Origin of the sequence: Prevotella sp. E15-22, from assembly GCF_023204875.1 — a bacterium.
In the GTDB taxonomy this organism is placed as follows: Bacteria; Bacteroidota; Bacteroidia; order Bacteroidales; family Bacteroidaceae; genus Prevotella.
The window spans coordinates 2,471,315-2,494,886 of the sequence record NZ_CP096247.1 but is presented as its reverse complement, the minus strand read 5'-3'; the positions used below and the strand labels follow the sequence as shown (position 1 = coordinate 2,494,886).

General features: G+C 44.1%; 25 protein-coding genes and 1 pseudogene. 16 read left to right on the top strand and 10 right to left on the bottom strand.

Going from position 1 to position 23,572, the window contains the following annotated elements; genetic code table 11:
• Positions 1-335: 335 nt before the first annotated feature.
• Positions 336-737, top strand: a complete 402-nt coding sequence (locus M1D30_RS10205) for a LytTR family DNA-binding domain-containing protein (protein WP_248503672.1) — start codon at positions 336-338, stop codon at positions 735-737.
• 8 nt (positions 738-745) lie between these two features.
• Here the strand turns inward: M1D30_RS10205 and M1D30_RS10200 are convergent, their stop codons facing one another.
• Positions 746-1,858, bottom strand: coding sequence for a hypothetical protein (locus M1D30_RS10200; RefSeq protein WP_248503670.1), 1,113 nt, complete (start codon positions 1,856-1,858; stop codon positions 746-748).
• Between the two features lie 416 nt (positions 1,859-2,274).
• On the opposite strand from M1D30_RS10200, the gene M1D30_RS10195 reads away from it, so the two are divergent.
• Positions 2,275-3,330, top strand: a complete 1,056-nt coding sequence (locus M1D30_RS10195) for a phosphatidylinositol-specific phospholipase C (protein WP_248503668.1) — start codon at positions 2,275-2,277, stop codon at positions 3,328-3,330.
• Positions 3,331-3,437: 107 nt separating this feature from the next.
• On the opposite strand, the gene M1D30_RS10190 is transcribed toward M1D30_RS10195, so the two are convergent.
• Positions 3,438-4,655, bottom strand: a complete 1,218-nt coding sequence (locus M1D30_RS10190; RefSeq protein WP_248503666.1) for a hypothetical protein — start codon at positions 4,653-4,655, stop codon at positions 3,438-3,440.
• Positions 4,656-5,617: 962 nt separating this feature from the next.
• On the opposite strand from M1D30_RS10190, the gene M1D30_RS10185 reads away from it, so the two are divergent.
• The 6 genes from M1D30_RS10185 to M1D30_RS10160 all read left to right on the top strand — a co-directional run bounded on the left by M1D30_RS10185 (position 5,618) and on the right by M1D30_RS10160 (position 8,615).
• Entirely contained in the window at positions 5,618-6,004 is a 387-nt protein-coding gene (locus tag M1D30_RS10185; protein ID WP_044109262.1) for a hypothetical protein, read from the top strand.
• A gap of 24 nt (positions 6,005-6,028) precedes the next feature.
• On the top strand, positions 6,029-6,574 hold the full coding sequence (locus M1D30_RS10180; RefSeq protein ID WP_248503664.1) for a hypothetical protein: 546 nt from the start codon (positions 6,029-6,031) through the stop codon (positions 6,572-6,574).
• 57 nt (positions 6,575-6,631) lie between these two features.
• On the top strand, positions 6,632-6,934 hold the full coding sequence (locus tag M1D30_RS10175) for a hypothetical protein (protein ID WP_248503662.1): 303 nt from the start codon (positions 6,632-6,634) through the stop codon (positions 6,932-6,934).
• A 5-nt stretch (positions 6,935-6,939) separates the two neighbouring features.
• On the top strand, positions 6,940-7,179 hold the full coding sequence (locus tag M1D30_RS10170; RefSeq protein WP_248503660.1) for a hypothetical protein: 240 nt from the start codon (positions 6,940-6,942) through the stop codon (positions 7,177-7,179).
• A gap of 355 nt (positions 7,180-7,534) precedes the next feature.
• Complete coding sequence (locus tag M1D30_RS10165) at positions 7,535-8,119, top strand: ribonucleotide-diphosphate reductase subunit alpha (RefSeq protein ID WP_248503658.1); 585 nt, start codon at positions 7,535-7,537, stop codon at positions 8,117-8,119.
• Positions 8,103-8,615, top strand: coding sequence for an SLOG family protein (locus M1D30_RS10160; RefSeq protein WP_248503656.1), 513 nt, complete (start codon positions 8,103-8,105; stop codon positions 8,613-8,615). The genes M1D30_RS10165 and M1D30_RS10160 overlap by 17 nt, the downstream gene beginning before the upstream one ends.
• Positions 8,616-8,842: 227 nt before the next feature.
• Here M1D30_RS10160 and M1D30_RS10155 read toward each other — a convergent pair whose 3' ends face one another.
• The 4 genes from M1D30_RS10155 to M1D30_RS10140 all read right to left on the bottom strand — a co-directional run bounded on the left by M1D30_RS10155 (position 8,843) and on the right by M1D30_RS10140 (position 12,356).
• Positions 8,843-9,067: a hypothetical protein gene (locus tag M1D30_RS10155; protein WP_248503654.1), complete on the bottom strand. Its 225-nt coding sequence runs from the start codon at positions 9,065-9,067 to the stop codon at positions 8,843-8,845.
• Positions 9,068-9,359: 292 nt separating this feature from the next.
• Complete coding sequence (locus M1D30_RS10150) at positions 9,360-10,790, bottom strand: S41 family peptidase (RefSeq protein WP_248503652.1); 1,431 nt, start codon at positions 10,788-10,790, stop codon at positions 9,360-9,362.
• A 238-nt stretch (positions 10,791-11,028) separates the two neighbouring features.
• Positions 11,029-11,715, bottom strand: a complete 687-nt coding sequence (locus tag M1D30_RS10145; RefSeq protein ID WP_248503650.1) for a nitroreductase family protein — start codon at positions 11,713-11,715, stop codon at positions 11,029-11,031.
• Positions 11,712-12,356 carry a recombinase family protein gene (locus tag M1D30_RS10140; RefSeq protein ID WP_248503648.1) on the bottom strand — a complete coding sequence of 215 codons (645 nt, stop codon included), beginning with the start codon at positions 12,354-12,356 and terminating at the stop codon, positions 11,712-11,714. Before M1D30_RS10140 ends, M1D30_RS10145 begins: the two co-directional genes overlap by 4 nt.
• 317 nt (positions 12,357-12,673) lie before the next feature.
• Here M1D30_RS10140 and M1D30_RS10135 point away from each other — a divergent pair, with 317 nt between their 5' ends.
• From M1D30_RS10135 to M1D30_RS10100, 8 genes are all read left to right on the top strand, one after another.
• A complete protein-coding gene (locus M1D30_RS10135; RefSeq protein ID WP_248503646.1) occupies positions 12,674-13,735 on the top strand; it encodes a hypothetical protein in 1,062 nt (353 codons plus the stop codon).
• Between the two features lie 13 nt (positions 13,736-13,748).
• Entirely contained in the window at positions 13,749-14,195 is a 447-nt protein-coding gene (locus M1D30_RS10130) for a hypothetical protein (protein ID WP_027455107.1), read from the top strand.
• A gap of 3 nt (positions 14,196-14,198) precedes the next feature.
• Entirely contained in the window at positions 14,199-14,561 is a 363-nt protein-coding gene (locus M1D30_RS10125) for a hypothetical protein (RefSeq protein WP_248503645.1), read from the top strand.
• 25 nt (positions 14,562-14,586) lie between these two features.
• Positions 14,587-15,084 (top strand): hypothetical protein, encoded by a 498-nt coding sequence (locus M1D30_RS10120; protein ID WP_248503644.1) that lies wholly within the window; start codon positions 14,587-14,589, stop codon positions 15,082-15,084.
• A gap of 79 nt (positions 15,085-15,163) precedes the next feature.
• Complete coding sequence (locus M1D30_RS10115) at positions 15,164-16,051, top strand: hypothetical protein (RefSeq protein ID WP_248503642.1); 888 nt, start codon at positions 15,164-15,166, stop codon at positions 16,049-16,051.
• A gap of 242 nt (positions 16,052-16,293) precedes the next feature.
• The gene (gene mobV / locus M1D30_RS10110; RefSeq protein ID WP_248503640.1) at positions 16,294-17,751 is read left to right on the top strand and encodes a MobV family relaxase; all 1,458 of its coding nucleotides are present in this window, start codon (positions 16,294-16,296) and stop codon (positions 17,749-17,751) included.
• 83 nt (positions 17,752-17,834) lie between these two features.
• Complete coding sequence (locus tag M1D30_RS10105) at positions 17,835-19,295, top strand: OmpA family protein (protein ID WP_248503630.1); 1,461 nt, start codon at positions 17,835-17,837, stop codon at positions 19,293-19,295.
• Between the two features lie 33 nt (positions 19,296-19,328).
• Entirely contained in the window at positions 19,329-19,826 is a 498-nt protein-coding gene (locus M1D30_RS10100; RefSeq protein WP_248503628.1) for a hypothetical protein, read from the top strand.
• A 265-nt stretch (positions 19,827-20,091) separates the two neighbouring features.
• On the opposite strand, the pseudogene M1D30_RS10095 reads toward M1D30_RS10100, so the two are convergent.
• From M1D30_RS10095 to M1D30_RS10080, 4 genes and pseudogenes are all read right to left on the bottom strand, one after another.
• Positions 20,092-21,159: pseudogene (locus M1D30_RS10095) on the bottom strand (zincin-like metallopeptidase domain-containing protein); the annotation flags it as partial.
• Between the two features lie 5 nt (positions 21,160-21,164).
• Complete coding sequence (locus M1D30_RS10090; RefSeq protein WP_248503627.1) at positions 21,165-21,779, bottom strand: hypothetical protein; 615 nt, start codon at positions 21,777-21,779, stop codon at positions 21,165-21,167.
• 37 nt (positions 21,780-21,816) lie between these two features.
• A complete protein-coding gene (locus tag M1D30_RS10085; protein WP_248503625.1) occupies positions 21,817-22,008 on the bottom strand; it encodes a hypothetical protein in 192 nt (63 codons plus the stop codon).
• Between the two features lies 1 nt (position 22,009).
• A complete protein-coding gene (locus M1D30_RS10080; RefSeq protein ID WP_248507823.1) occupies positions 22,010-23,560 on the bottom strand; it encodes a glucosaminidase domain-containing protein in 1,551 nt (516 codons plus the stop codon).
• Positions 23,561-23,572: the final 12 nt, after the last annotated feature.

Sequence of the window (23,572 nt, the reverse complement as noted above, 5' to 3'; positions counted from 1 at the left end):
AAAATTATCGAGAATTCGCCAAAAAGGGTGTCACTGTTTGTTCAACTTTGTCATCAATGAATCTAACTTTGACATCAATAAATCTAAAATAGCACTAATGAATACAGTTCATACCTTGTAACACTTCCTTTAAATAGGCGTTTGCTCGTTAATTTTGTAGCAAAATTAAGAATTAATTAAGGAGTCAAAATACTAATCCATTATACTGCAAAAGCATCCACCAAATGACGCTTGTTGTTCTGTGTTATTGTCGTTCGGTGGATAAAACGGTTGTTCAGTGAATAGCCTCCAAGTGGGTTGGCGTGTTTTTGTAAATTTACAAATAAAAAACTAATATGGACAACGAGGTAGAAGAATTAGTTGTGCTCAATAAAGAGCACGTTTTTATTTTAGATCCACAATCGTTCTACAGAAAGGTTTGCATTCATGATATCATATATCTTGAAGCACAGCAGAATTATTGTGATATCAATATGGATAATAGAGAAAAGAAAGTTGTTTCAGTCCCATTATGTGAGGTCTTGGATAAGTTGGATTCATCTTTGTTCGTGCGCATTCATCGTTCTTATGCTATAAATGTTGAACATGTAAGTGCGTTTTCTGCCAATTATATACAATTGGATAATGGTAAGATGTTGACTATTGGCAGAAATTATAGTGGAATCATAGAAAGTAAATTTATACTTATTGGTTCCAGAGATCGTGTAAAAAATAGTAGAAATAAAGATGACAAATAACGCTTTTGTTATTCGTCACTGGTGGCTTCATCAGGAAACAGTCGTTTTCTGACACGATAATATGACTGACGTGAGTCAAAGCCAGATTTGCAGATTGCCTCTTCTTTTGTGACTTCAGGATGTTGTTTCATGTAGCAATCAACATGACGAATACGCAAAAGATTGACATAATTGAAGAAGCCACCAAATTGGTCTCGAAGTACAGATGATACATAGCTGTGACTGTAGCCACATGCTTCTGTCACATCGTCAAGTGAAAGGTGAGGGTTGAGGAACTGCTGGCGTTCCTCAATCATTACCTTGATGCTTGTTGCTATCTTTTCTTTGGCTTGTGCCGACATTATCTTTTGCCTCGTGCTTTTTTGAGGCTTATGAGACGCTTGTACATTATTCTGACAGATATTCAAGGCATCATCTTCCTTTTGGTCTGTCATAAGCTCAGAGTACCTTGAAAAATTATCTTGCAAAATTGGGGGGGGGTAATTAAGTTGCTGAAAATCAGCAACTATCATTTCTTTTTTGTCATTTTTAATCATTTGCTCCACTAAAATACCTTTGCGCTTTGAAGGAAGCGAAGAAATGAGAAATACGACATTAAACACAGACAGTATAATCTGTATGGATGCAAGCCATGTGTGATTATTGAACAGTACCATTGGCCATATCAGGATGGCATGGAAAATAGGAATAAACAATACCTGACGTGCATAGGACAAAGGGAAATCATCAAGGTTAGAGAAACTATCAGTATCATAGTTGCGTACCCAACGCAATACTTGATACATAGATAGTCCGCAATAAGCAGTCATCAAGAGTCCTATTGCTATAATAATGTTTGTGAGTATGTTTGCAAATTCCTCTGTAAGATTGAATTCTGGCCAAATGGCTATACCCAATAATAAAATAATGGGTGAAAATACCAATATAGAGGAAATGATGCCAGACAATCGCCATCGCTCCCACTGACGTACTTTGCCAAAGTAGTTGAAAAGGAGTATGGCGCAGTAGTAGAAGTGTGTAAGCGGGTAATAGCCCTTCACTAACAGCCATGATTCTCGGCTGTTAGGGAATAATATATAGGGTAGCAGTATGATAGGGACTGCATAGAAAAGGGTAGCCATCTTACGGTCTGGATGGTAGTAGCTTTTCTGTTCCTTAGCTTCTGGACAGACGTGAAACCACCGTACAGCAGCGAACATAAGACAGGTCACTACGTACACCGTACAAGCAATGCTATATATAAGTTCTGTATGCGAAAACATTCTTTCGTACCTATTTATATATTAAACAGGTGCAAAGGTACTGCTTTTTGTTAAATAATCAAAAAAATCTGTGCTTTGGAGCGCATCTTTTATGATTATTTAGGGGAATTGTAATGCATTTAAGAAAAACAATGCTGTTTAGTGGATGAAACGGTTGTTTACGTATTTAGTACTCAGTCATTTCTACTATTTTCTTAATTTTGTATCGTTCAACGTTGACATGGTGGATACCGAAAAACCAATTTTAAACAGAGTAGGACTAATCTAATATAATTATGGCAAACAAAGAAACTGATTGCTTGGACAACAAACATTTTGTTAGTCCAATGGAGGTAGGAAAACACGCAATCACGTGTGCAAGCGATTCGCGTCCTGCTGGCTATTGTCATGATAACAGTATCGGTATAGACAATCCGAATTGGATGTCTAAACTTGATGACAATCTTCACATGAATCAATTGTCTCTTCCTGGTACACACGACACGATGGCATTTTATGGTGGCGACATTGCACAGTGTCAGTCTGTAAGTTTAAGGGGACAGTTAAATTCTGGCATCCGTGTGTTGGATATTCGCTGTCGTCATATTGCGGATATTTTTGCAATTCATCATGGTGTTGTTTTTCAGAAGGTTTATTTTGGTGAGGTGCTTGACATTGTTACTGCATTCTTGCGTGATAACCCTAGTGAAACTATTTACATGAGAATACAAGAAGAGTACAAGTCAGAAAATGTAACTCGTACTTTTGAGGAGACATTTAAGTGCGCTTATTGGGATCCTCGTCCTAATTTGTTCTGGAAACCTATTAACGATAATCCAACGTTGAAAGAAACAAGAGGAAAAGTTGTCGTTCTTCAGAATTTCACAGCTACTGGTAGTTATGGAATCAAATGGGATTCTTGCCACTTCAACATACAGGATAAATATGAGTTAAAAACTAACTGGGATTTGTATGACAAATGGACATATGTTAAGGATCTCATGTATGCGGCAAACAATTCTGACCCGTCAGGTCGAAAGACCTTCATTAATTTCCTTTCAGGTTCAACAGGTTCTTTCCCTTATTTTGTAGCTAGTGGACAATCAAGTCCAGGAACCAATGATCCGCGACTTCTTACTGGCCGTACCACCCCAGGATGGAAAGACAGCTGGCCTGACTTCCCAAGAGTTGGCTGCTTCATTGGTATTTGCTCTATAGCATTCGAGGGTACTAATATTCTTTCTGCGGAAAGAATTGGTAAAGGTAAAGAATTTGACAAATATGTTGGAATGGTAATTTCTGACTTCCCAGGAAAAGACTTAATCAATGCAATTATTAGCCTTAACGGATAATTTGCATTAATTCATCAAAAGGAGGTGTTTCACTTATGAAGTGACTCACCTCCTTTATTTGCAAATCAGCATTAAAATATATCTATCCGCATATAAATATTCATTTTTTACTTTATTTCAAAAGTTTTATATATATGAATATTGTACTCTTTGTTCGGATAAAGTGAATAGTAAGCAGAGTCTTCCCCAATTACAACAGTCTGATTTGAAATTGTTGCAGCAGCTTCAGATAATGAAGAACCTGATAACTGACATAAAGACGTATGACTATTCTTGCCGTTTACGCCCTTTACTGCTGCACTCTGATCCAATTCATATTCTCCATCACAATTGAATACGAAGCCACCATCCTTTACAACTACAGACTCTGGGTGTATTGTCATACCACATGAAGGTATGATTTGTATATCTACAGGATATACATCTGCATTTTTCAAACGCTGGCGCTTGTGATCAAGGCATATTTCTACACCAAAATGGATTCCACCGTATGTAAAAACAGATGAATTCAAATTATGACTTTCAGTTATTTCAGCATACTTTGTGGTCGTCTGTAAAAACATTGGATATGGTCCAATTTCGCTGCGTTGCGTAGAACGTCTATGTGTGTTGAGAATGAAGTCTTCTTTTGACTTGTACTGCTTGAGAACTGTGTGACAAAATGACTCAGAAACAACATAGCACTTGTTTGATATGACTTGTTTGGCCTGCATATCACTATAATCCAGCACTTTGATAAGTATATCATCAAAGGCATCATCCGTTTCGGTATCTTGGAGTTTTATTTTTCCGTCAGCGCGCTTTAATAAGTTATGGAGAGACTGTCTTGCCATTTTGTCAGAATGCAAGCGATAGTAAATGTCCAAAAGATTATCGCCTGTATAGTAGAAGTCTGAGTTGAATGTTGGTGGTTGGTCAGCTGACAATATAGAACCAATAAACAAAAGAATGTCTTGTCTTTCTGACAATTGTAAAATCTGCTGTATGTATGGTAGAAGGTGAGAATAAGAGTAGGCTCCTCTTGGACCTCTCATAAGAAATTCTGGAAAGACAATGATTTTTAATGTCGATGTGTCATTGTCAAAATTAGGATCTGACATTGTTTTGCTCAATGCATCTTTGATGAAACTGATTCGAACTTGAATGTCTGATTTTTCATTGATGATACCTGCATAATAGCCGTCATCACTGGTTTCATCGATAGATGTAAGGCCAGAAGGAGTCGTGGATATAGCGATTCCTATAAATTGAACCTTGCTGAAGGTTGTCGTTCCTACTCCTGTCTTGTCGGTGGTAGCGGAACATTTGTTAATAGCATCTTCCATAAATAATTGTGTTAATTAATACTTTGATTATGATATGTTTTTGGTGCAAAATTATGAAGTTTTGAACACAAAAGATGTCACTATCCATCCATTTTTGACATCAATGAATCTAACTTTGACATCAATAAATCAAACTTACCTATTATAATGCTTCGCCCCGCACCATGAAGCCACCCCCAGTCCCATTAACAGAGTCTTTATTTTCAGTCAGCAGAGCGTGACATGAAAGAAAAGACACAGTTACAGGGATAGGCAATCACGAAAAGGAGTCCAGTCATCTTCAAACAGGGTCGGTGAGATCGCAGGGCGAAAACTCACTGACTCTGTTTTTGCTAACAGTACACCACTTCGTCGGGAAGATTGCTTTTCTGGAATTTGGCTTCACCCCATCCCAAATTGTTATATTCTTACGGCTATCCCTTTTCTAACCTGATGTACATGATTCTTATAATCTACGCCCTCACCATTGTCTAAACAGCATCCTCAGTTTGTCATAGAGGGAAAACTCTTGTGGTCAAGCGAGTTGATCATAAGAGTTTCCTCACTCTGCCAAAGGTATGTCAAGGAGACTCTATCAATCATTGACAGAAGGTATTTGGCAAAACTAAACACTTTGCCAGATACTTTCAGTCTTTTATGCTTGATGGAGACTCCTCTTTCTGACATACTGGCTGATGATTCCTGTTTGGACAATCCCGCCCCACCTTTATATGTTGTTATACAAGACATTTTCTGTCATATCCTTCAAAGCCCGTGAAAAGGAATTCTTCTGCAAAGGTAGTTTCGCCATTCAAACCGTCAAGAATAGCAGGGCTTCGCTTTCAAAAATCTTCCTTTTCGCTGAAAAGAGTATTCTTGAAACTATTTTTGCCTTATTGCCTTGCTGTCACCTTGAAAAGCAGAAAAATTCCCAATCACAGGCTGAAAGGCTTGAATGAAAGGGAAAATAAAAATTTCAGAGTATGGCAACAACAAATTTCAACAACCGACTGATAACGCCAGAGCTGACCGAGGCACTGAGCAGTTATCCCCTGTATTCTCAGGACGCGAAGAAGAAGGATGCTATGTGCATCGCAGTGTTTTACCTTGGCAATATCCGCTGGTACATCATGGAAGGTCAGCAGGAAGGCAATGACTTCACACTCTATGGTATTGTAGCAGGTCTGCAAGAAACCGAGTACGGCTACCAGTCTGCTACCGAAATGGCAAGTATCACCTATGACGCAAGTGAGTACGGACTTGGCACATTGAGAATAGAGCAGGACAAGGATTTCAAGCCTTGCAAACTTGCAGACATCAAGGACGAGGAACTGCAACTTTTCCTTTCACGGCTCTATGATAAAGACTAATGTATAACCCCTAAATATAAGATTATGAAGATTATCGTAATGGACAGCGCGAATGTCCGCATCGAGGTTTTGAACGTTCCCGACCACATGATTGAAGAGGACATCGAGCAGTTCATGGCAGAGCATGACTATTCGCTCAACAACATTTCTTGGATGGCTGCACCCATCGACTTCGTGCCGGTGCTGTTCCATGAATATGGTATCTGCCATTCGGATGGCGAAGAGTTGCACTTTGTCCGTCAAGGAAAACTCAAAGACTTTTCCATCTATGACAGTGTGCAGGAGGTGAAGCACCGTGAGCAGGAGGAACTTGCCGAAAAACTCAGACTTCGTGGCGAAAAGGTGGATGATGGCTATGAGTGGCACTTTGAGGGTGAATGTCCCATCGTAGCAGCTTATGACTATGACGAGCCATGTGATGTGGTTATCCTTTCGGTCAGAGTGGACAAGGACGGATATTTCACCATCATTGGCGATGAGAAGAATGACCGAGGTAACGAGCACGAGATTGATGTTGACGAAATCTTTGCAGGTCATTTGGACTTCTTAATTCCAGAGATAGGAAAGTAAATCACTTTGGGGATAGGTGGCAACTCCGCTGCCTATTCCCAATAATAACCAACCATTATGAAACAGATTTTTGTAGTTTACGAAACTGACCCCTGGCATAGTACCAGCCATCGAGAATGTGCAGGAGTTTTCACCAGCAAATGGGCAGCCGTGAATGCCATTGTGAAGAACCACCGCATAGAGCTGGATGAGTTCTTCAGCGAGGAAGAGATTGAAAAGACCTCAAAACGAGTGTTGGAAGCCGAAGTTAGACGCAGACTCCGCAAAGAACTGGAGTTTGCCTATCAGACACAAGGCTATGAAACCAACTATGACATTGAGGTATGGAATATCAATGAATGGTATCTTACTAATTATTGAGCGATATGACCAACAAGCAGAGAAAAACCATGATTGAGCAATGGGTCACCCAGATGAACCCTAAAGCCATCCTCCGTGCTGCCGATGCCCGTTGTGGGGCAAGGTATGCTGTCTATGTAGTTCCCTCTCCTGGAGAGTTCGGGACAAGATGCACTGACTATCTGCCTTTGGAGCAGCTGGAGCAATACCTTTTGGGAGTGTTCTATGCCAATGAGTTCAACGAACGGATAGAAAGAAAAGCATGATGCCTTCTCTGGCGGCTTCGCCCTTCGAGTTCACGGATCCGAAGGGCGAAACAGACCTTTATAATCTCCTTGACAGGTCAATACCCTTGTACTATACATGAACCGAAGTTCATCAGATGGTTTCACCTATCTCCATGTCGGACAAGTGACAGCGGAAAGTTTTTTCTGCGAAGTTATTGCGTCCACGTCAAATAGCAATTCGTGCTTCGTGAACAATCTTCCTTTTCGCTGAAAAGTGTATTCTTCACGGCAGACTTGCCTCATTGCCGCTCCCGCACTTCTGGGTGCAGAAAAAATCTTCCCTGGTCACAGTCCGAAAGGATTTAATGAAAGGGAAATAAAAAACGAAACGGCAATGAACATGGTCAAGGTTTTCATCAAGGGTCAAGAGGACAAGGAACTCAGTAGTTTCCTCCGTTACTATCCAACTCGCATCAAGAATGTGGGCATAGATGCTTTGTTCGACAGGCAGACCATCTTTGATTTCAAGGACGGATGCAACCAGCCGCAAGTGGCTCAGTTCGTGGCAAAGGAACTTGTAAAGAAGTTCGGGCGCAAGATTGGAAAGGTGGTTTTCTCATGCGTCCCTGCCAGCAGCCAAGAGCGCAACGAGGAACGGAACAAGGCTTTTTCCGCACTCGTATGTCAGTTGTCGGGTGCCATCGATGGCTTTTCTCATGTCAAGGTGTCTGGAGAGCGGTCTGCCGTTCATGGAACCAAGATAAAGAAAGAGGTCAGAGCCAAGCGACTTGAAGAAAGCAACACCATAGAGGTTGATGCAAGTTTCTTTCGCAACAAGATAGTGTGTGTATGGGATGATGTGGTTACTACGGGAACATCTTTCTGTGCCTATGCAGCGCAGTTGGAGAGAGTCGGAGCACATGTGACCAATGGCATCTTCCTCGGAAAGACTTCATATAGATATGTACCAACTTATTGATGATTATATGGAACAAAGAAAATTTAGCAGGGCGGCAACAGCCGCCTTTACGGGGCATCGCTTTGTCGATGCTGCACAGAGGGAACACGTCAAAAAGCGGCTTTCAAATGCTGTGCTTGATGCTTATGGGCATGGCATCCGAAATTTCATATCCGGCTTTGCCATTGGGTTTGATATGATGGCGGCAGAAGCGATTGTTTCACTGAAACGTAGCTATCCCGACATCACATTGATAGCTGCAATTCCCTTTAAGGGTCAAGCCAGTCGTTTCAGTTTTTATGACCGAAAGCGATATGACAGGTTGCTGGAGGTTGCTGACGAAGTGATTGTGCTCAGTGAGAGTTATTATCCAAGGTGTTTCTTGGACAGGGATGAGTTCATGGTGAACAACTCCTCTAAGCTTATAGGATATTATGATGGTCGAGAGAAAGGTGGAACGTTCTACACCATTCGTAAGGCAAAGGCTCAGAACATCCCTATAGTGAATGTGTTTTGAAATCTAAATGCCCCTTTTCGTTAAGCCATATGACCGGAGCCAAACTTATTTGAGCTTTGGTATGGCGAGAAAAGGTCGAATAAAATTCAATGATTTATGAGTGATATTGAAAGCATTATTATCATCGTCATAGTCTTCCGTGTCCTTTTTGTCGTGCTCAGAGCATGGTGGAGCGGAGATAGTCGGAACGACTATAGACGTGACAGATAGCGTCAGCAGACGATACGCTATATTTCCTTGATGTCATCAGGCCACCAGAACTGTTGCAGTTCGTGGATGATGTCGTCCCAATCCTTCATTGTGAACATACCTTCGCCCATCATCATAATAGTCATGGTGATGCCGTTGTATGTGCGATATACATTTGTGTCCCTAAAGCCGTTGCGGAGATAGAATTGCTGGCGACGTTTCCGCAGGTTGCTGTTTTTGCAGACTTGTGTCGGACTCTCCATGTCCAGGACACAAGTCTGTCCTTTATAGTGCTCTATCAGCTGAGTAAGTATCTGCTGGACATAGCCTTTTCCTTGTTATCTTTTAGATTTGTGTCAAATGCGTATTCATTGGCTGAAACCTCTTTGACAGTCTTTGCCAATGAACCAATAGCATATTTGGAACGAGTTTATGAAACATCCTTTGCAGGTTCAAACTCCAACAACCACTATAACGTTTTGTGAAAAAACGCCGTTGGACATTCCCTAATAATAAAGGTAAAGTTTGTATTATAAAATTAACGTAGTGCTTATATTACTTCTTCGTTTCCTCCAATATCCTGCGGAACACCCAGTCGTGGTTGTAGAGGAAGTCCTCGGTGTGCTGGCCTTTGTTGTAGTAGGCTTGGATGCGCAAGTCCTCGATGGTTGGCCAGACTTCTATCTCCACTTGGTCTTTGTAGTAGGTCTCGGGATTGGCGGCATCGGCGTCGGTAATCTCCAGCGTGACGGGATAGCGGTAGGAGATGCGCGAGTGGCGTAGGATGTCGCCCCACGGGGTGCCGCCGATGCCGACGAAATAGCCGGAGGGCTGGCCTACGGTGACGAGGCGGTCGGAGCGCTGGCAGACGGAGATGAAGGCGGAGGTGGAGGAGAAGATGCTTTCGTTGGTCATGACGTAGATTTTGCCGCCATAGCCGATGGTGCGGTCGCTGGGCTGCAAGGTTGTCTCGCTGTCCTCGTCGAGAAAGGCGGTGAGGCGGTCGCCATAGACCTTGATTTCGCGGGGGTCGGTGTAGTCGTCGCCGAGTACGCTGATGTCTTTTACGGCCTGTCGGATGCTCCAGTGCAGGGGGCGGTCGATGATGGCCGAGAGGACGCACCGCCATGTCATGTCGTTGCCGCCGCCATTGTCGCGCACGTCGATGATGACGCGGTTGAGGGGCTTGCCCTTATGGCTGGCTATCTCATTCTCCAGCCATTCGGCTTGACCGATGTTCATTCGGGGGATGCGGATGTAGAGGGTAGAATCGCGCTGGAAGTAGTCGGCCTTGAAATTAAAGTCGTCGAAAATGTCGCGGGTGAAGATGTAGCCGACCTGCGTCATGTCGATGGTCTTCGGCTTGCCGTCGATGATGACCGTCCATGTGAACTTGTCGGTCTTGTAGATAATGCGCGGGTCGAAGAGGCTGCTTGCCCAGGCCTTCTTGTGCTTGAAGTCCCAGCGGGTGGCGTCGCTCACGAGGCGGTTGTACTTGGCCACATACTTATCGACAGGGATGCCGTTCACATGTGTCAGTTCGGAGAAGAACGGGATGACCTCCGTGTCCTTGTTCTGGAAGCCGCGCGTCAAGTATTTGCCGTCAATGTAATAGACTTTATTAGCCTTGGAACCGCCATAGCGGAAGTACTTCTGGTAAGCCTCTTTCGTGTGGGCCATGGCTACGGAGTCACGGGTCTGGTTGGGGCTGATGTGCTGGTCATTGCAGGCGGCGAGGGCGCGGAAGATGACGTCGTAGAAGCCGCCGTCGCAGGTCACGGTGTCGATGTCGTGCCGTATGCGCCGCAGCTCCTTGGGGATGTCGATGCCCGTCACTCGCTTGCGCACGGCGAAGTGCGGCACCTTCGTGGTCAGCGTCGTGTACAGCTGGTCGTAGTCCTCCAGCATCTGCTGCTTGGTGAGGGATTGTGCATTGGTAGTAGAGGTTGTTAGAATAACAATAAAGGGTAAAATAATTAACTTCATATTTGTTTCGGGGTAATTTTATGCAAAGGTATGGTTTTTATTTGAAATAATCGTGTTTAAGTACGAAGAATTTATAAATTATTTGTTTTTTCAATAATCTTGATATTTAAGATTATGTGTAGCATTCTGTAAATGCACTGTTAAATCGAACATAACCATATACAGATAGCCACAAGAAAATTCGTGCTACACTAAGGTTTGTGTTAAATGGGTACGAGATGAAGATATAAAATATTCTTCATACCCATACGACGTTTTCTATGCCAGCACCAAGCTCGAAATGATATTTGGCAATGCCTAAATCCATCTGGGTATAACCAATTATGGAGAATCCTTTCTTGGCATGTACCTTATGGCGATTGTTGCTCATGCCAGCATATTCAAACGAATACTTTTGCTGGTTCACGGCAGTTGGGGCAAGCAAAGCGGCTTCAACTCCCTTCTTGAACCATGACGGAGTGATGTCACTGGCATTGCTCACTTGCTCGACTGTCTTGATCTTATGACCGACACCCTGTGTCTCGCCGTAACCGATGGCGATGTAACAGGCAATCTTCTCACCGTCGGCAAGAACATACGTTCCTGGCACCTTCGAGTAGGAGAGACCTACCCAACAAGTGTTCAATCCAAGTGTTTGAGCCAACAACACCAGATGCTCGCCATAGTAGCCTATGCGTTCATCAAGATCTTCGGCTTTCTTTCCTGCCATGACAATATAGTTGTTGGCATTACGGAACTTCCCATATTTGGCCATAGTTCCTTGGAATGCCTTTGGCTCGTTAAGGATCAACTGCATATGCAGCTTGCCTTCACGATTCAGAACGGCAATCTGCTCTTCCAATGCCTTTACTACATCATCTGCCAAAGGCTCGTTTTTGTATGCCCTTACACTATGCCGGGCTTCAATAGCTTCTTGTAGTGTCATTGTTTATCTTCTTTGATAATCGGGTTCTTCCTTTCGTTCCATTTCTTGATTGGGCCAGAATGAGGGCCTCGATTTAGTGTTATGCCATATTTGCGCAGAATCCTGAATATGGAACTTCTGCTCTTGAAACCGCTGACAGCCCAAATATCGTCAATAGCATGGCCTCCATTGTACATGTTTACAATCGTAGCCTCTCGTTCCTGACGGGATTTAGTTGATTTTGTCTTGGTTTTGGCAGTACGCAAACGCATGATATGGGTAGATGCCTTACGAAGTGTGGCAACTTCTGCAGGGAGGGAACCAATCATGTCGAGGAAGTCTGATGTCTTCAATGCAGGGAATACTTCATCCTTTGAGTCAACCTTATCGTGAATGGAGATAATGCGTATCACCTTGATACGGCATAGTTCGAGGAAGTAAGAAAGTTCTCTGGTACCACGCAACGCATTGCTGAATTTGCTCAATACCAGTTCATCACCTCGTTCAAGACTCATAAGAAGGGCTTTCCACTCTGGACGCAACTTCTCATCCTCGGCATTCTCTTCGACAATTTTCACGCAACCGAATTTCTCCATCCAAGCCTTATCAGACTCGACGGATTCGTATGCCTCTGCCAGAAAGATATAACCTACCTTTGCCATATTTGTTTTCAGTTTGTTAGTGGGTGAAACTTGCGTTTTTACCTGTTTTATGATGCAAAGATACACTTTTATTTCCAATAATAATCATACTCAAATGATATTTGTGCATTTTTAATACTTGATACTCGACTGTCTATTTGCTTTCGAGTATGATTATTTCAAACTTCAAGTATCATTTATAACAATACTTAAAGTTACAATCATACTGCTCGCTATTTCGATTATTATACTTACCTTTGCAGCGGATTTCAAACAATTATCAGTATATGTATAGCACTAAACCAAATTGTTACATGAATACTTTAAAGCTTTACTCAATGTTGAAAGTCAACCAAAAGAAAGCAAAGGAAACAAAGTGTAATCATACTCGCATTATATTGGCTATTTCTGCCACTATAATTGCCATCCTTTGTATGGCATCATGTGCCACTGACAAGTCGAAGTATCATTTCGATTCAAGTAAAGATGCTCTTACCAGTTATCATGTTTACTTGTCTGAACTACAGAAAAAGGAATCTCTGTCTTCAGATGATTTTGTTGCCACTATCAGCAACTGGTGTGAGTTGCGCGATAGTGTTTATACTTACATCAGTAAGGATTCAGCATTCTATGCACACACTTATCTGTCTTCAGAGTTCTATAGTTTACATGACTCTATCAGAACTGAGATGTTCAGACTTGCCGTTGGACAAGACAGAACACTCAAAGACGTTCTCAGAGTCAAGAAGTCCACCTCACAATATAATAATGAGGAGGACATCAAAACCACTTTTAACTCAGCCAAAGCGTTTTATGCCTCTCTTGACAGCCTTGAAGTTTTCAAAGCAGACAAAGGACAGACGCTTGTCTTATACAGAAAATTCTTTTCCGGCATAAACGATATCGAGTTTAAGATGCTCAACGATCTGAAATCAGTCATCCGTACTGAAGACAGATTATTCCGTACCTTCCTTACCCATATCAATGAATATAGTGATATATCTCTTGCTGATATTACCAAAGGTACAGAACAATTATGTAAGTCTGTCTATGGATATGCGACTGATGGAGAACTTGATGCCAAGGATGTTATGGTATATATGTCTATGCGCACGAACCGACGTTTGGTGCAGAACACCCAATCTTGTATTGAAAGCATCAAGCGCAGAGACAAGCTTACCGACAAGCAGCAGGAAGCTTATTACTGGATGCTCATTCAGCCTTACATAGCCATAGATTCCTTTGGAATGGCTATGCTCACCCTGGAACAGGAGAGGACGCTGCTCTCATACGCTGACGAGATTCAACGTATGGAACAGACTCACAAGCTCGGCAAGAATCACAGGAAACTTTCAGAAATGAGCAACCTCATTCTCAAACTTTACATTTCAGGACTCTAATCAAGACATCACTATGATACAAGAAGAAATCGAACAATTCAAGATGCTTGCGCCAGCCATTTTGCCAGAACTCTTCGATAGCGTAAGCATCGCAGAAACAGACATCGACGAAGAGAGTGCCACAATTTCCTACGCTTTGTCTCACCAGTACGACCTAGAAGATGTAATGGACAAATTCGAGGATCAGATGGAACTTACCATCCTCTATCATTTCATCCCGTCTGCTCATACTGATTTCGGACACCAGTGCTGTGCTTACTCAGATACACAGTTCGGCCACATGTTCAAGATACATGCCAGTACGAATGCTTCTGGTAAGGTCGAGACTCTGACAGTCACAGTGTACGATTCCTTGGATGCCATGTGTACAGACCTCATGGAAGACCTTGACCGCCATGAGAATCGAGGAAAGTTCGTTCACAAGGTTCCGAAAGAAGACCTGTTGGTAGAGTTCTGCTAATGTATGGAGCTTGCTTTAATCAAACGAATAGCAGACATCATCAATGAACGAAGGACATGGATAAACGCAGAACTCAGTCCGAAACAGACTCCATATCTCATACCGCACGACGGCACTATTTCTGTATGCTACAGTTGCTCCATGAACCTTCAGGTCATAGAAGCACGAAATGGCTACAAAAAAAATCAGAAATGGATAATACCAGAAGTCGTGCTGGAGAAATCTGCCAGAAAGATAAAGGCCCAAGATGCAGCCTTTTGGGAACGGCTAACCACTGGGCAAATGAACTATCAGGATGTGGAACGTCTCATTCTCGATGCCACTTACGGCAAAGTAAAACTCACACTCGATGAATACGGAATTTAATGTTTAACTCTAAAAACGTGTAAGTATGATATTCTCAATGATCCATCTGGTGCTTATCTCCGTGATAATCCTTGCACCTTGGTTCCTTTACAAGAACCCGTCGCGTCGGATGATACAGTTCTATCAGCGGATGTCCTACAGTACCCATTGCCGACTGTTCTATGGCAAGATTCTGCTGCTGACACTCATCCTTTTCCACTTCGTCTGTTACTGGATGAAGCCAGGAGAATATGGAGTGATGCTGTCCACTGTTATGGTGTTTTATCTTTTCTCGGCAAAACGTACTCTCTCACTGATCAATGGCATACGAAACAGCCGTGGGGTCATGGTGTTTGTCTTCACAATAGCACTGGCACTATTGTTCACACCTCACATGTACAGTCTCGGTGTGACTTTGGGCTACATTCTTCTGGCAGTAGGCTTCTATCCTTCAAGTCTGCTGGAGGGTGAGAAGCCATCCCATAAGGAGTTTGCCACCTATCAGGAATTTCAGGATGACATTATTCGGAACTACTACTTATAGCACCACTCTAAGTGGACACTCGGTGATTTAATCAACGTCTGCTACAGTCAGACAAGTATTCACAACAAAAGGATTGTAAATGGATAACAAGAATGTAACTTTGTATGGAATGGAGAATGACATGGCTCTTCTCCAATTCCTTCGCTCGAAGAATACAGAACGATTCACCAAGCTCGATGCCTTCTGCTATCTGATTGGCAAAATGTCTGAACAAGCCAAGTCGAAAAAAGGTGATTCTTCAACAGACATTTCACCACTTTGTCATGGCGGTTTCACAGGTTCAATCTCAGAACTGGCAAACGACTGGCATTGGCACCGCGCCACAGTTCGCTCATTCCTTGATGGACTGGAAAACCTTGGTGTCATCAAACGAGAACTTCAAGGGCGCGACTATCATTTCACATTGCGAACACACGCCAGTCTTTCTGTTCCAATCATCAATTACGATACAGTGCTTGAAGTCGCATACCTTCTTCTTCAGCACTGGGATGAGTACAATTTATCTCCAGAGTTCCTGGCCGCTTACTTTGAAGCATACGACGGAACAATCACGGAAAAATGTATGTGCGATGACCCCGATTGGGACAAAGCACAGGATAATGCAGAAACCGTCTTGGAGGCTTTCTCTCATCTGGAATTTTCGACCGTCTATAACTGTCAAGATAGTGATTCTCTTGTCCAGATTGTTGCATCCACTTTCAAAGGTGCAGGTCAATGGTCATGGACAAAATGGATGCAAGCCTTGATGTATATGGACTTTGTGCTGATGGGAGATGATTTCCCAGATATTGATAAGTCTGATGAAGACTCTTACAAGCACAATGCTTTTGTCTGTGACTTCTCAAAGCAGGATATGCGTCTGCTACGTGAGCTGTTCTACAAGTTGAAGAAGATGGAGAAAGATGATTCCGAACAAACGGACTCAAACCACACTTCTTCTTCCCTTACTTCTCAGGATAACGAATGATGCTTTTAATCTGTAAACAGTCTTTTGCTTTTTTCATGTAGTCCGGGAGCAAGCCCGGAGGCTGACCGAAACGTTAGCGCGAAGGGCTTGCCCTTATCGGGGCATCAGGCTTGCCTGCTGTCCACTCAACGAAAGGGAGGGGTAGCCTAATACCCCTCGACCTAAAAGGACGAGGGAGAAGTGTCCAGATGAATTAGCAAGCTAAGGACACAGATAATAATAAAGATAACCATACGAAGCGTATGAATGGAGCTAAACAGGTAATTGATTTCCGTGCCTCTAAAGGCTTTACGGTATCGCAGAGCAACGAGCATCTACGTGTCTATTCTGACAAGACATTGAAACATGCTCTTTCCATAGGCAACTATGATTTGACTCGTGAGCATCTGAATTTCGAGATAACCAAAGGAGGCAAAATACAGCCAGTCGATAAGACCAGGAGCATCCCAGAGCGAATCGCAGCAAATCTTGCAGCTCGTGGTATCAAGGATCCGAATGAAGGGCTTGAAGAACCTCGGTTCCGAACAGTGTTGAATTTCATCCTTGGAGGAAGCCGTGAGCGAATGCTTGAAATAGCTTTCGGTGACCAGAAAGTGAACCTGGCAAAAGGTGCTGATAATTCACACCTGAAACGTAGCAAGGATATAGAACAATGGGCGAAGGATATGTACTACTTTGTCAGTGACAGATGGGGTGAAGAAAACATTGCAGCTTTCGTCGTTCACTTGGACGAAATGAATCCTCATGTGCATCTTACTCTTCTGCCTATTGATGAGAATGGTCGCTTTGCCTACAAGAAGATTTTTGCAGGAAAAGACAAGTTTGAGTTCAAGGCAAGAACACTGGCCATGCATGATGCTTTTGCCAAGGTGAACGAGAAATGGGGTCTCTATCGTGGCACAAGTATCACCGAAACTGGAGCCAGACACCGCTCAACGGAAGAGTACCGCCGTTTGCTCGATGAGGAGTGTGTCACACTGGAAGATAAGATAGAGAACCATCGTAAGGTGCTGTCAGGTCTTCAGCAGGACATTTCACTGGCAGAACGTCGTGTGAAGGGGCTAACATCTATGGTGCTCAATCTTGAAAAGGACAAGGAATCAGTTGAGAGAGAACTGGATAGTCTGGCATCTGCTGTTTTGGATAATGCTGATGGCAAGCTTTCCAATGAAGACAAGATAGCAGCTCTTCACAGACAACTCGCAGACATCAATGCAAAACTGGCAGATAAGAAACAGAAGCTGTCCGATGCAGAGGATAAACTTGACAAGCTGAAGAAAGAGGCTGAGAGCATCAAGGAACGCACAGAAGAACTACGAGGTGAAGCTACACAAGTGGCTACTTCGGTGCAGCAAAAGGTACGTGATGAAGTGACCAAGGCACTCTATGAGAATGTGGTCAGTGATTTCAGATTGAGACTCCCACAGATGCCTGATGACGTTCAGCTTCATCTGGACGAGTCAGTACTGATGGACGTTGCTGAACACGGGAACCAGATTGTAGCTTGCGCCATGCTTCTATTTGCCGGATATGTCGAACAGGCGACAGAGTTTGCCAAGGGTCACGGTGGAGGAGGAGGTGGCCCATCTTCAGGATGGGGACGAGACCCTAAGGATGATGATCGTGAGTGGGCGCGTCGATGTGCGATGATGGCTACCAAGATGATGCGCTCTGGTTCTGGGCGTAAACTGAAGCGATAATCCTTTGCTGAAGTTGCCACTTGAAAATTCGATTATAGTCAATACATTGCTCAAAGTAAGTAATCTTAAAAAGTAAAACAAGAATGAAAAAAAAGATTGTAATCATGTCCATGTTATGCCTGGCACTAACTGCTTCGGCATCTGGACAATCAAATGAAGTTGACTCTTCCTACATGGAGCCAGTCATCACGTCGGATGTCATGCTGCAATCCCTGCAGCCCACCTATCTCAGAAACGTCAGCGAAGGCTCAGGATGGGACAGAAACTGGTTCCTGGAGGTCAAGGGTGGAACATCTGCTTTCCTTGGTTCGCCAGTGGGTTGTGGTGACTTGTTCGATCGTCTCACTCCAGCTGTGCAGGTTGGTATCGGAAAATGGTTCACTCCAGCCGTCGGTGGTCGAATTGAGTTTCAGGGTTGCCAGTTCAAGAACGCAGAGTTTGCCACTATGAAGTACCAGTTTATACATGCTGACTTCATGTATAACCTGACCGCTTTCATTAGCCAGAATGAACTTGGACTATCTCGATGGGATGTTATTCCATTTCTGGGCGTAGGCATGGTTCATAACTCAGATTGGTCAAGTGGAAACGGAAGTGGCACTAACCATCCCTTTGCCTTTGCCTACGGTCTTGAAGCAAGATACCGAATCACTAACCGTCTGCATCTGCTTGCAGAGCTGAGTGGTATGACTACCATGAAGAACTTTGATGCCATAGGTTCTTCCAGTCGGTTCGGTGACAATATGTTTACACTGTCAGCAGGATTGTCTGTGACCATAGGTAAGGTTGGCCATAAAAGAATCATCGATGCAAAGCCCTACATGAGCCAGAACGAATGGCTGCTGGACTATGCAAATGGCCTGTCATCCCGAAACAGATACTTGACGAAACGTGTCCATGAGGATGAGCAGTGTATGGCAGAGTATCGTAAGATTCTGGAGATAGAAGGTCTGCTTGACCTCTACAAGGACAGGCTGACAGACAAGGGACATACGAAAATCAAGTCACTATATCCTAAGAATGATTATTCTGGCTTGAACAGTCTTCGCGCACGTCTGGCTAACCGAGGATGGGACGGTAATCCTAATACGATGCCAAGAGCTATGCAGAAACGTAATGGCGTGGAAGATACTGAGGATATCTATTCACTCGATAGCCTTTTCAACAACTCAGGCGTTACTGACAATGCTTATCTGAGTGCTATGCTCAACGGGCAGGAATACATTGGTGCTCCCATCTACTTCTTTTTCCACTTGGGTACGGATGTCCTAACCGAAAAGAACCAGGTGATGAACCTCGACGAGATAGCCAGAGTAGCCAACAAACATGGTCTTCAGGTAAAGGTCATTGGAGCTGCTGACAGTGCTACAGGTACGGAGTCCATCAACGATAATCTGAGCCGTCAGCGAGCGGAATATATACGTCGCTTGCTGCTTGACCGAGGCGTTGATGACAGTCGGGTATATACCATCTATGCAGGTGGCATAGACAAGTATTCTCCTGCTGAAGCGAACAGAAACACCTGTGTAGTGCTGTCTTTCTAAAGAATCTTTATAACAACCAATTTACAAACAATTATGATTGATATAGAAACTATTACCCCCCAGCAACTGTTGCTGATGCCCGTCGATGAGTATCTTCGTACCTTTGGCAACAAGAAAGCGTCTAAACGCGCTCTTGCCATCCTGTGTACCAAGTTACTCAAAAATGCAGACCGTCTGCGTAAGAATCTTATTGGTGGCCGTCCACTGTCAAAAGACGGAGAACCTCTTTGTGTCGGTGACCTCATTCGTGTTCCACATCCATACCTCTACAAAGCGAGGATTGGACAGGACAGCCTTCACTTTATCTGTGAGGCTCTGGAGAGAAATGAGCTAAGACTGAACATGAACGACAAGACCATCGAACAGTATATTGAGACTTTCGATATAAACATTACCAAGCTCCGCATGGTGCTTGAACTCCTTTGCCGTCAGTGCCTCAGAGAGAAGAAACGTGATTTCTCACGCATCTTCGACCGTAAGAAGGAAATCATGCCTGGCTTTGACTGCTATGTGCTTGTAACCAGAATTTAGGCGTTATTGATGTTTAGTACTACATTTCCATTTTGAATGAAGTTATGTTGAACGAAGAAGGGCACCGCTCGTGATGAGTAGTGCCCTTCAACTTTGTTATAGAGGATGTTCAGCGATGAAACCGATAGCCGGTGTTCTCTTCCTGTTTTGGAAGTGCTTTTGCTGCCAAAGACTCAGACTGCTTTGCCTCAGTCTTGTCTTCCTCCTGTTCAGTCTTCTCAGGAGTCTTCACACCGTTGCTTTCATCTTTTGTTTCCTGAACACCTTTGTCCAGCTGAAGCTGAATGGCATCGACCTTTTGAGTAATCATCTGTGATGCTTTCTTCACATCTGTCAGAATGGTCTTGATGAAGGTAGGTTCCTCCTTCAGACTCTCCAGCCAGCCTTTGAGGTAGGCAGCTGAATCTTCCTTCAGATGCTTGGTCATGCCATAACGCTGAGATACAAGCGCAGCCGTCATTTCTGCCTTCAGCTCCTCGGTACTGTATTCCTTACTGCCGAAAGAGGTTGGTTTGAGCCTGTCCAACTGGTCTTCAGCACCTGTTGAATGAGCCATCTCGTGGAAAAGGTTACTATAGAAGGACTCACCATCCTTGAACTGTGATTTCTCTGGTATGACGATTTCCTTCTTTGAAATGCTGTAGTAAGCATTGTCACCAAGAATAGGCTTGATGGGACAAATCCACTCGTTATGCTCAATCATGTGGTCAACTGGCTTGAAAGAGAACTCTTCGCCCTCTGCCACTTGTGGACGCACCTGCTGATTCTGTTCTTCCAGCTTGTGATACAGTTCCGGGCGAGCTTCCTTCAGGTTCGTCTGGTCAACATTGAAGACGTTATAGACAGACAGTTTCGGATAGACATTGAATTTTGCCTTTTCCTCTTCTGAAAGTCGCTTGTAGTCATCATACTTAATCTTCTCCTTCGTTTCCTTGTCAACACAGGTGAAGGTAGTGATGAATACAGGGATGGACTTGCTTCCTTTGTTGATTGACACCTTGGGTAGTTCATTGCCCTCTGCATCGGTAAGCTGCACCTTACCACCTTCCTTGTCCTTGCCGTAGTTGAGACCAACCACACGGTCGAAGGTACAGAAGACGGGCAACTTGAAGCCTTCTTTCTCGCAGTGCATCATGAGCATCATGGCATTCATGCCATTGTACTCCCTGCCTGAGAGGTTCTTTGGCCATGTGAGAGCACCCTCCGTAAACCAAGGCTTCTTCCAGTCGCTCTGAAGAGTTGAGATTTTCTCAATCATCATTTCGGCGAACTTTTCCAAAGCTCTGTCTTCGGCTGATGGCCCTGCATGGTTATATTTATTATCCTTACGCATAGGCTTTAGGTGTTAGGATTGTTAGCTGTCTTGTCCCACTTAGACACCTCACTGACACGGCAAGCAATGTCAAGACGGTCGTTATAGGCAGACATCTGGAGTTCACCCTTGGCATTGATGCCAGCCTTGGGCTGCATCCAGTCCTTACGGCTCTCGCCAAACTGGAGGAAACGGATCCAGGTGTAATCGTAGTTCTCGCCGTTCGTCTCGCTGCTGAAGGCTGAGAATACACAGAAGGGATTGCCCTTCTTGTCCTTCTTCTCCTCAATCTTATTGCCGAGCGTGCCGCGAAACTCGATATCACCCTTGATGCTGTCTTCAGAACCTGCGCTGAAGGTGTTGATGCCTGTGGCAGAGAGATTCAGATAGAAAGCTTCTCCTTTCTTGTGGAAAGTGAGAGTGCCAACCACCTCGACACGATTGCCTACAGGATAGTTCGCAAGCTCCTCCTGAGAGCCACCATCCTTGGCCACGCTGATTTCTACGGTCTTGTTGATGCCAGACTTGGCAGGGATGACCACGTTAATACCTAATGACATGAAGGGCTTACCCTCCTTACCTGTACGCATCTGCGCTGTGCGTGAGATGGTACCACAAACTGTTACATTACATTTAATCATAAAAGCTGAAAATTAGAAGTTAATATTAAGAGAAAAGTTATAGTTGCTGATCTTCTGTTGCTGCATGTCTGATGTCTTCCGCTATCCAGCACAGTAAGGCAACCATGACAGAACAATAGATAATGCATCCGATCAGACCTAACAGGCAATAAAGTCCATAGATGATGCTGATGATGATAGCTCCGGCTATCAGCAAGGTCAATACCTTATTGAAGATTCTTTCATTCATGTTACTTCCTTTGAATGGATTGTTCCTGGTTCTGTTGTGCATCCACGCCTTGCTGATAGTTTTGGGACATCTGCTGTGAAACAACAATGCCGTTCACCACACTGGCTACCGCACGACGTTTGTCATCCTCTGAGAGGCTGCTGTTTCCCAAGGCTTGCTGGAGTCTTATCATTTCAGCATTGGTGATTTCATGGGTGAAGTTCACCGTGCCGTTATCCACCTGAAGAAGTGGCCTGTTATCAGAAATGATAAGATTGCACACTTTCATGTGGGGGAGGAGAGAAGTCAGGTCTATCTGTCTGTTGGCTGCTGCATCAGTGACAGCTTGCATCTTTTCCTCCTCGCTCTTGTTGTCAATCTGGATTGCCAATGCCATCAGTGAGGTGAAAAGAGTCATGGCCATCTCTATCACTGGGTCACCATTCGGGTTCATGCTCATACCGCTGTCCTCTGAAGACAAGATTTTCTTCATCCATTCGTCAGGTGACATATTCGTGTCAATCTGCTGCTGTGCTGTGACAGTTTCCTGAGCTACAGGATTTGCAGCTTTATAGCTGGCCAATAAGTCCTTTCCGTTATGAAGCAACTGTTGAGACAGTCCACCTTTCTGGCTTATCTCTGCGATATATGCAGCTGGGTCAATATTGCGTTTCGTGCCGTCACTGGCAATGGTCTTGACCTCAAAATGCAAATGTGGCCCTGTTGTCCTGGTTCCTGTATTTCCTGATACGCCAATCTTCTGACCGGCATTGACATTATCACCAACCTTCACGTCGATGCTCGACATGTGCATGTAGGTCGTCTGATACTTGCTGCCATCCTCACGGTTATACTCAATCGTAACCGACTTGCCGCCGCCAGTGTTGGCATTGTGGTTCACACCAACCACCTTGCCGTTGTTCTCTGTGGCAAGTAGTGCTTCGTTTTTGCAGCTTACGTCAATTCCTTTATGGAACTGCGTCTTGCTGTGATCCATTGGGTCACGACGATTGCCGAAAGGTGAAGTCACAAGCATGAACTCCTCTCGTTTCAAAGGAAGGGAATAAAGACCATTGAGAGTGGGCTTTGCAGTAACGCTGTTGGCAGGAGTGGCAGACACATCCCCCTTGCGGTAGTCTGTGGTGCCAATCTTCTTGCCCTCTCTCTTAGCCTGTTCAATCACCATCTGGTCATATTTCTGCAGGTTTGCCCCTTCAATGACTCCAACGATGGTGCTGACATAGTTCTTGGCGGTAGCATAACCACCAGCCTTGATGCCAGCAGCCCATCCTTTGTAGTCATCGGCAGAGAGGTTCCTGGTGTATTTCTGATAGCGGTCTGCCATGAGGACTTTACTGTGGTCTTCATAGCTCTGCCCAACGTTATCATACTTCTTGAACTGCTCATTAGGCTTGTCATCGTCGGCACGGACAAACTGGCCGTTGAACTCACCCTTTACACCGAAATGGTTATTGGCAGTTCTGGAAAGCATACTCTTTCCTTCTGCTGACTCAATGATGCCTTGGGCAAGAGTGATGGATGCAGGGATGCCATATCTGCGCATCTGCTCCATAGCTTCCGCTGC

Excerpts from the sequence above, each read along its gene's own strand:
- M1D30_RS10155 (WP_248503654.1), bottom strand. The coding sequence starts at position 9,067 with ATGGAGAGTCCGACACAAGTCTGCAAAAACAGCAACCTGCGGAAACGT.
- M1D30_RS10125 (WP_248503645.1), top strand. The coding sequence starts at position 14,199 with ATGGAGCTTGCTTTAATCAAACGAATAGCAGACATCATCAATGAACGA.
- M1D30_RS10080 (WP_248507823.1), bottom strand. The coding sequence starts at position 23,560 with ATGGAGCAGATGCGCAGATATGGCATCCCTGCATCCATCACTCTTGCC.
- M1D30_RS10115 (WP_248503642.1), top strand. The coding sequence starts at position 15,164 with ATGGATAACAAGAATGTAACTTTGTATGGAATGGAGAATGACATGGCT.
- M1D30_RS10165 (WP_248503658.1), top strand. The coding sequence starts at position 7,535 with ATGAACATGGTCAAGGTTTTCATCAAGGGTCAAGAGGACAAGGAACTC.
- M1D30_RS10200 (WP_248503670.1), bottom strand. The coding sequence starts at position 1,858 with ATGGCTACCCTTTTCTATGCAGTCCCTATCATACTGCTACCCTATATA.
- M1D30_RS10140 (WP_248503648.1), bottom strand. The coding sequence starts at position 12,356 with ATGGCAAAGGTAGGTTATATCTTTCTGGCAGAGGCATACGAATCCGTC.
- M1D30_RS10205 (WP_248503672.1), top strand. The coding sequence starts at position 336 with ATGGACAACGAGGTAGAAGAATTAGTTGTGCTCAATAAAGAGCACGTT.
- M1D30_RS10195 (WP_248503668.1), top strand. The coding sequence starts at position 2,275 with ATGGCAAACAAAGAAACTGATTGCTTGGACAACAAACATTTTGTTAGT.
- M1D30_RS10130 (WP_027455107.1), top strand. The coding sequence starts at position 13,749 with ATGATACAAGAAGAAATCGAACAATTCAAGATGCTTGCGCCAGCCATT.
- M1D30_RS10120 (WP_248503644.1), top strand. The coding sequence starts at position 14,587 with ATGATATTCTCAATGATCCATCTGGTGCTTATCTCCGTGATAATCCTT.
- M1D30_RS10170 (WP_248503660.1), top strand. The coding sequence starts at position 6,940 with ATGACCAACAAGCAGAGAAAAACCATGATTGAGCAATGGGTCACCCAG.
- mobV (WP_248503640.1), top strand. The coding sequence starts at position 16,294 with ATGAATGGAGCTAAACAGGTAATTGATTTCCGTGCCTCTAAAGGCTTT.
- M1D30_RS10185 (WP_044109262.1), top strand. The coding sequence starts at position 5,618 with ATGGCAACAACAAATTTCAACAACCGACTGATAACGCCAGAGCTGACC.
- M1D30_RS10145 (WP_248503650.1), bottom strand. The coding sequence starts at position 11,715 with ATGACACTACAAGAAGCTATTGAAGCCCGGCATAGTGTAAGGGCATAC.
- M1D30_RS10135 (WP_248503646.1), top strand. The coding sequence starts at position 12,674 with ATGTTGAAAGTCAACCAAAAGAAAGCAAAGGAAACAAAGTGTAATCAT.
- M1D30_RS10090 (WP_248503627.1), bottom strand. The coding sequence starts at position 21,779 with ATGATTAAATGTAATGTAACAGTTTGTGGTACCATCTCACGCACAGCG.
- M1D30_RS10100 (WP_248503628.1), top strand. The coding sequence starts at position 19,329 with ATGATTGATATAGAAACTATTACCCCCCAGCAACTGTTGCTGATGCCC.
- M1D30_RS10160 (WP_248503656.1), top strand. The coding sequence starts at position 8,103 with ATGTACCAACTTATTGATGATTATATGGAACAAAGAAAATTTAGCAGG.
- M1D30_RS10190 (WP_248503666.1), bottom strand. The coding sequence starts at position 4,655 with ATGGAAGATGCTATTAACAAATGTTCCGCTACCACCGACAAGACAGGA.
- M1D30_RS10085 (WP_248503625.1), bottom strand. The coding sequence starts at position 22,008 with ATGAATGAAAGAATCTTCAATAAGGTATTGACCTTGCTGATAGCCGGA.
- M1D30_RS10180 (WP_248503664.1), top strand. The coding sequence starts at position 6,029 with ATGAAGATTATCGTAATGGACAGCGCGAATGTCCGCATCGAGGTTTTG.
- M1D30_RS10105 (WP_248503630.1), top strand. The coding sequence starts at position 17,835 with ATGAAAAAAAAGATTGTAATCATGTCCATGTTATGCCTGGCACTAACT.
- M1D30_RS10175 (WP_248503662.1), top strand. The coding sequence starts at position 6,632 with ATGAAACAGATTTTTGTAGTTTACGAAACTGACCCCTGGCATAGTACC.
- M1D30_RS10150 (WP_248503652.1), bottom strand. The coding sequence starts at position 10,790 with ATGAAGTTAATTATTTTACCCTTTATTGTTATTCTAACAACCTCTACT.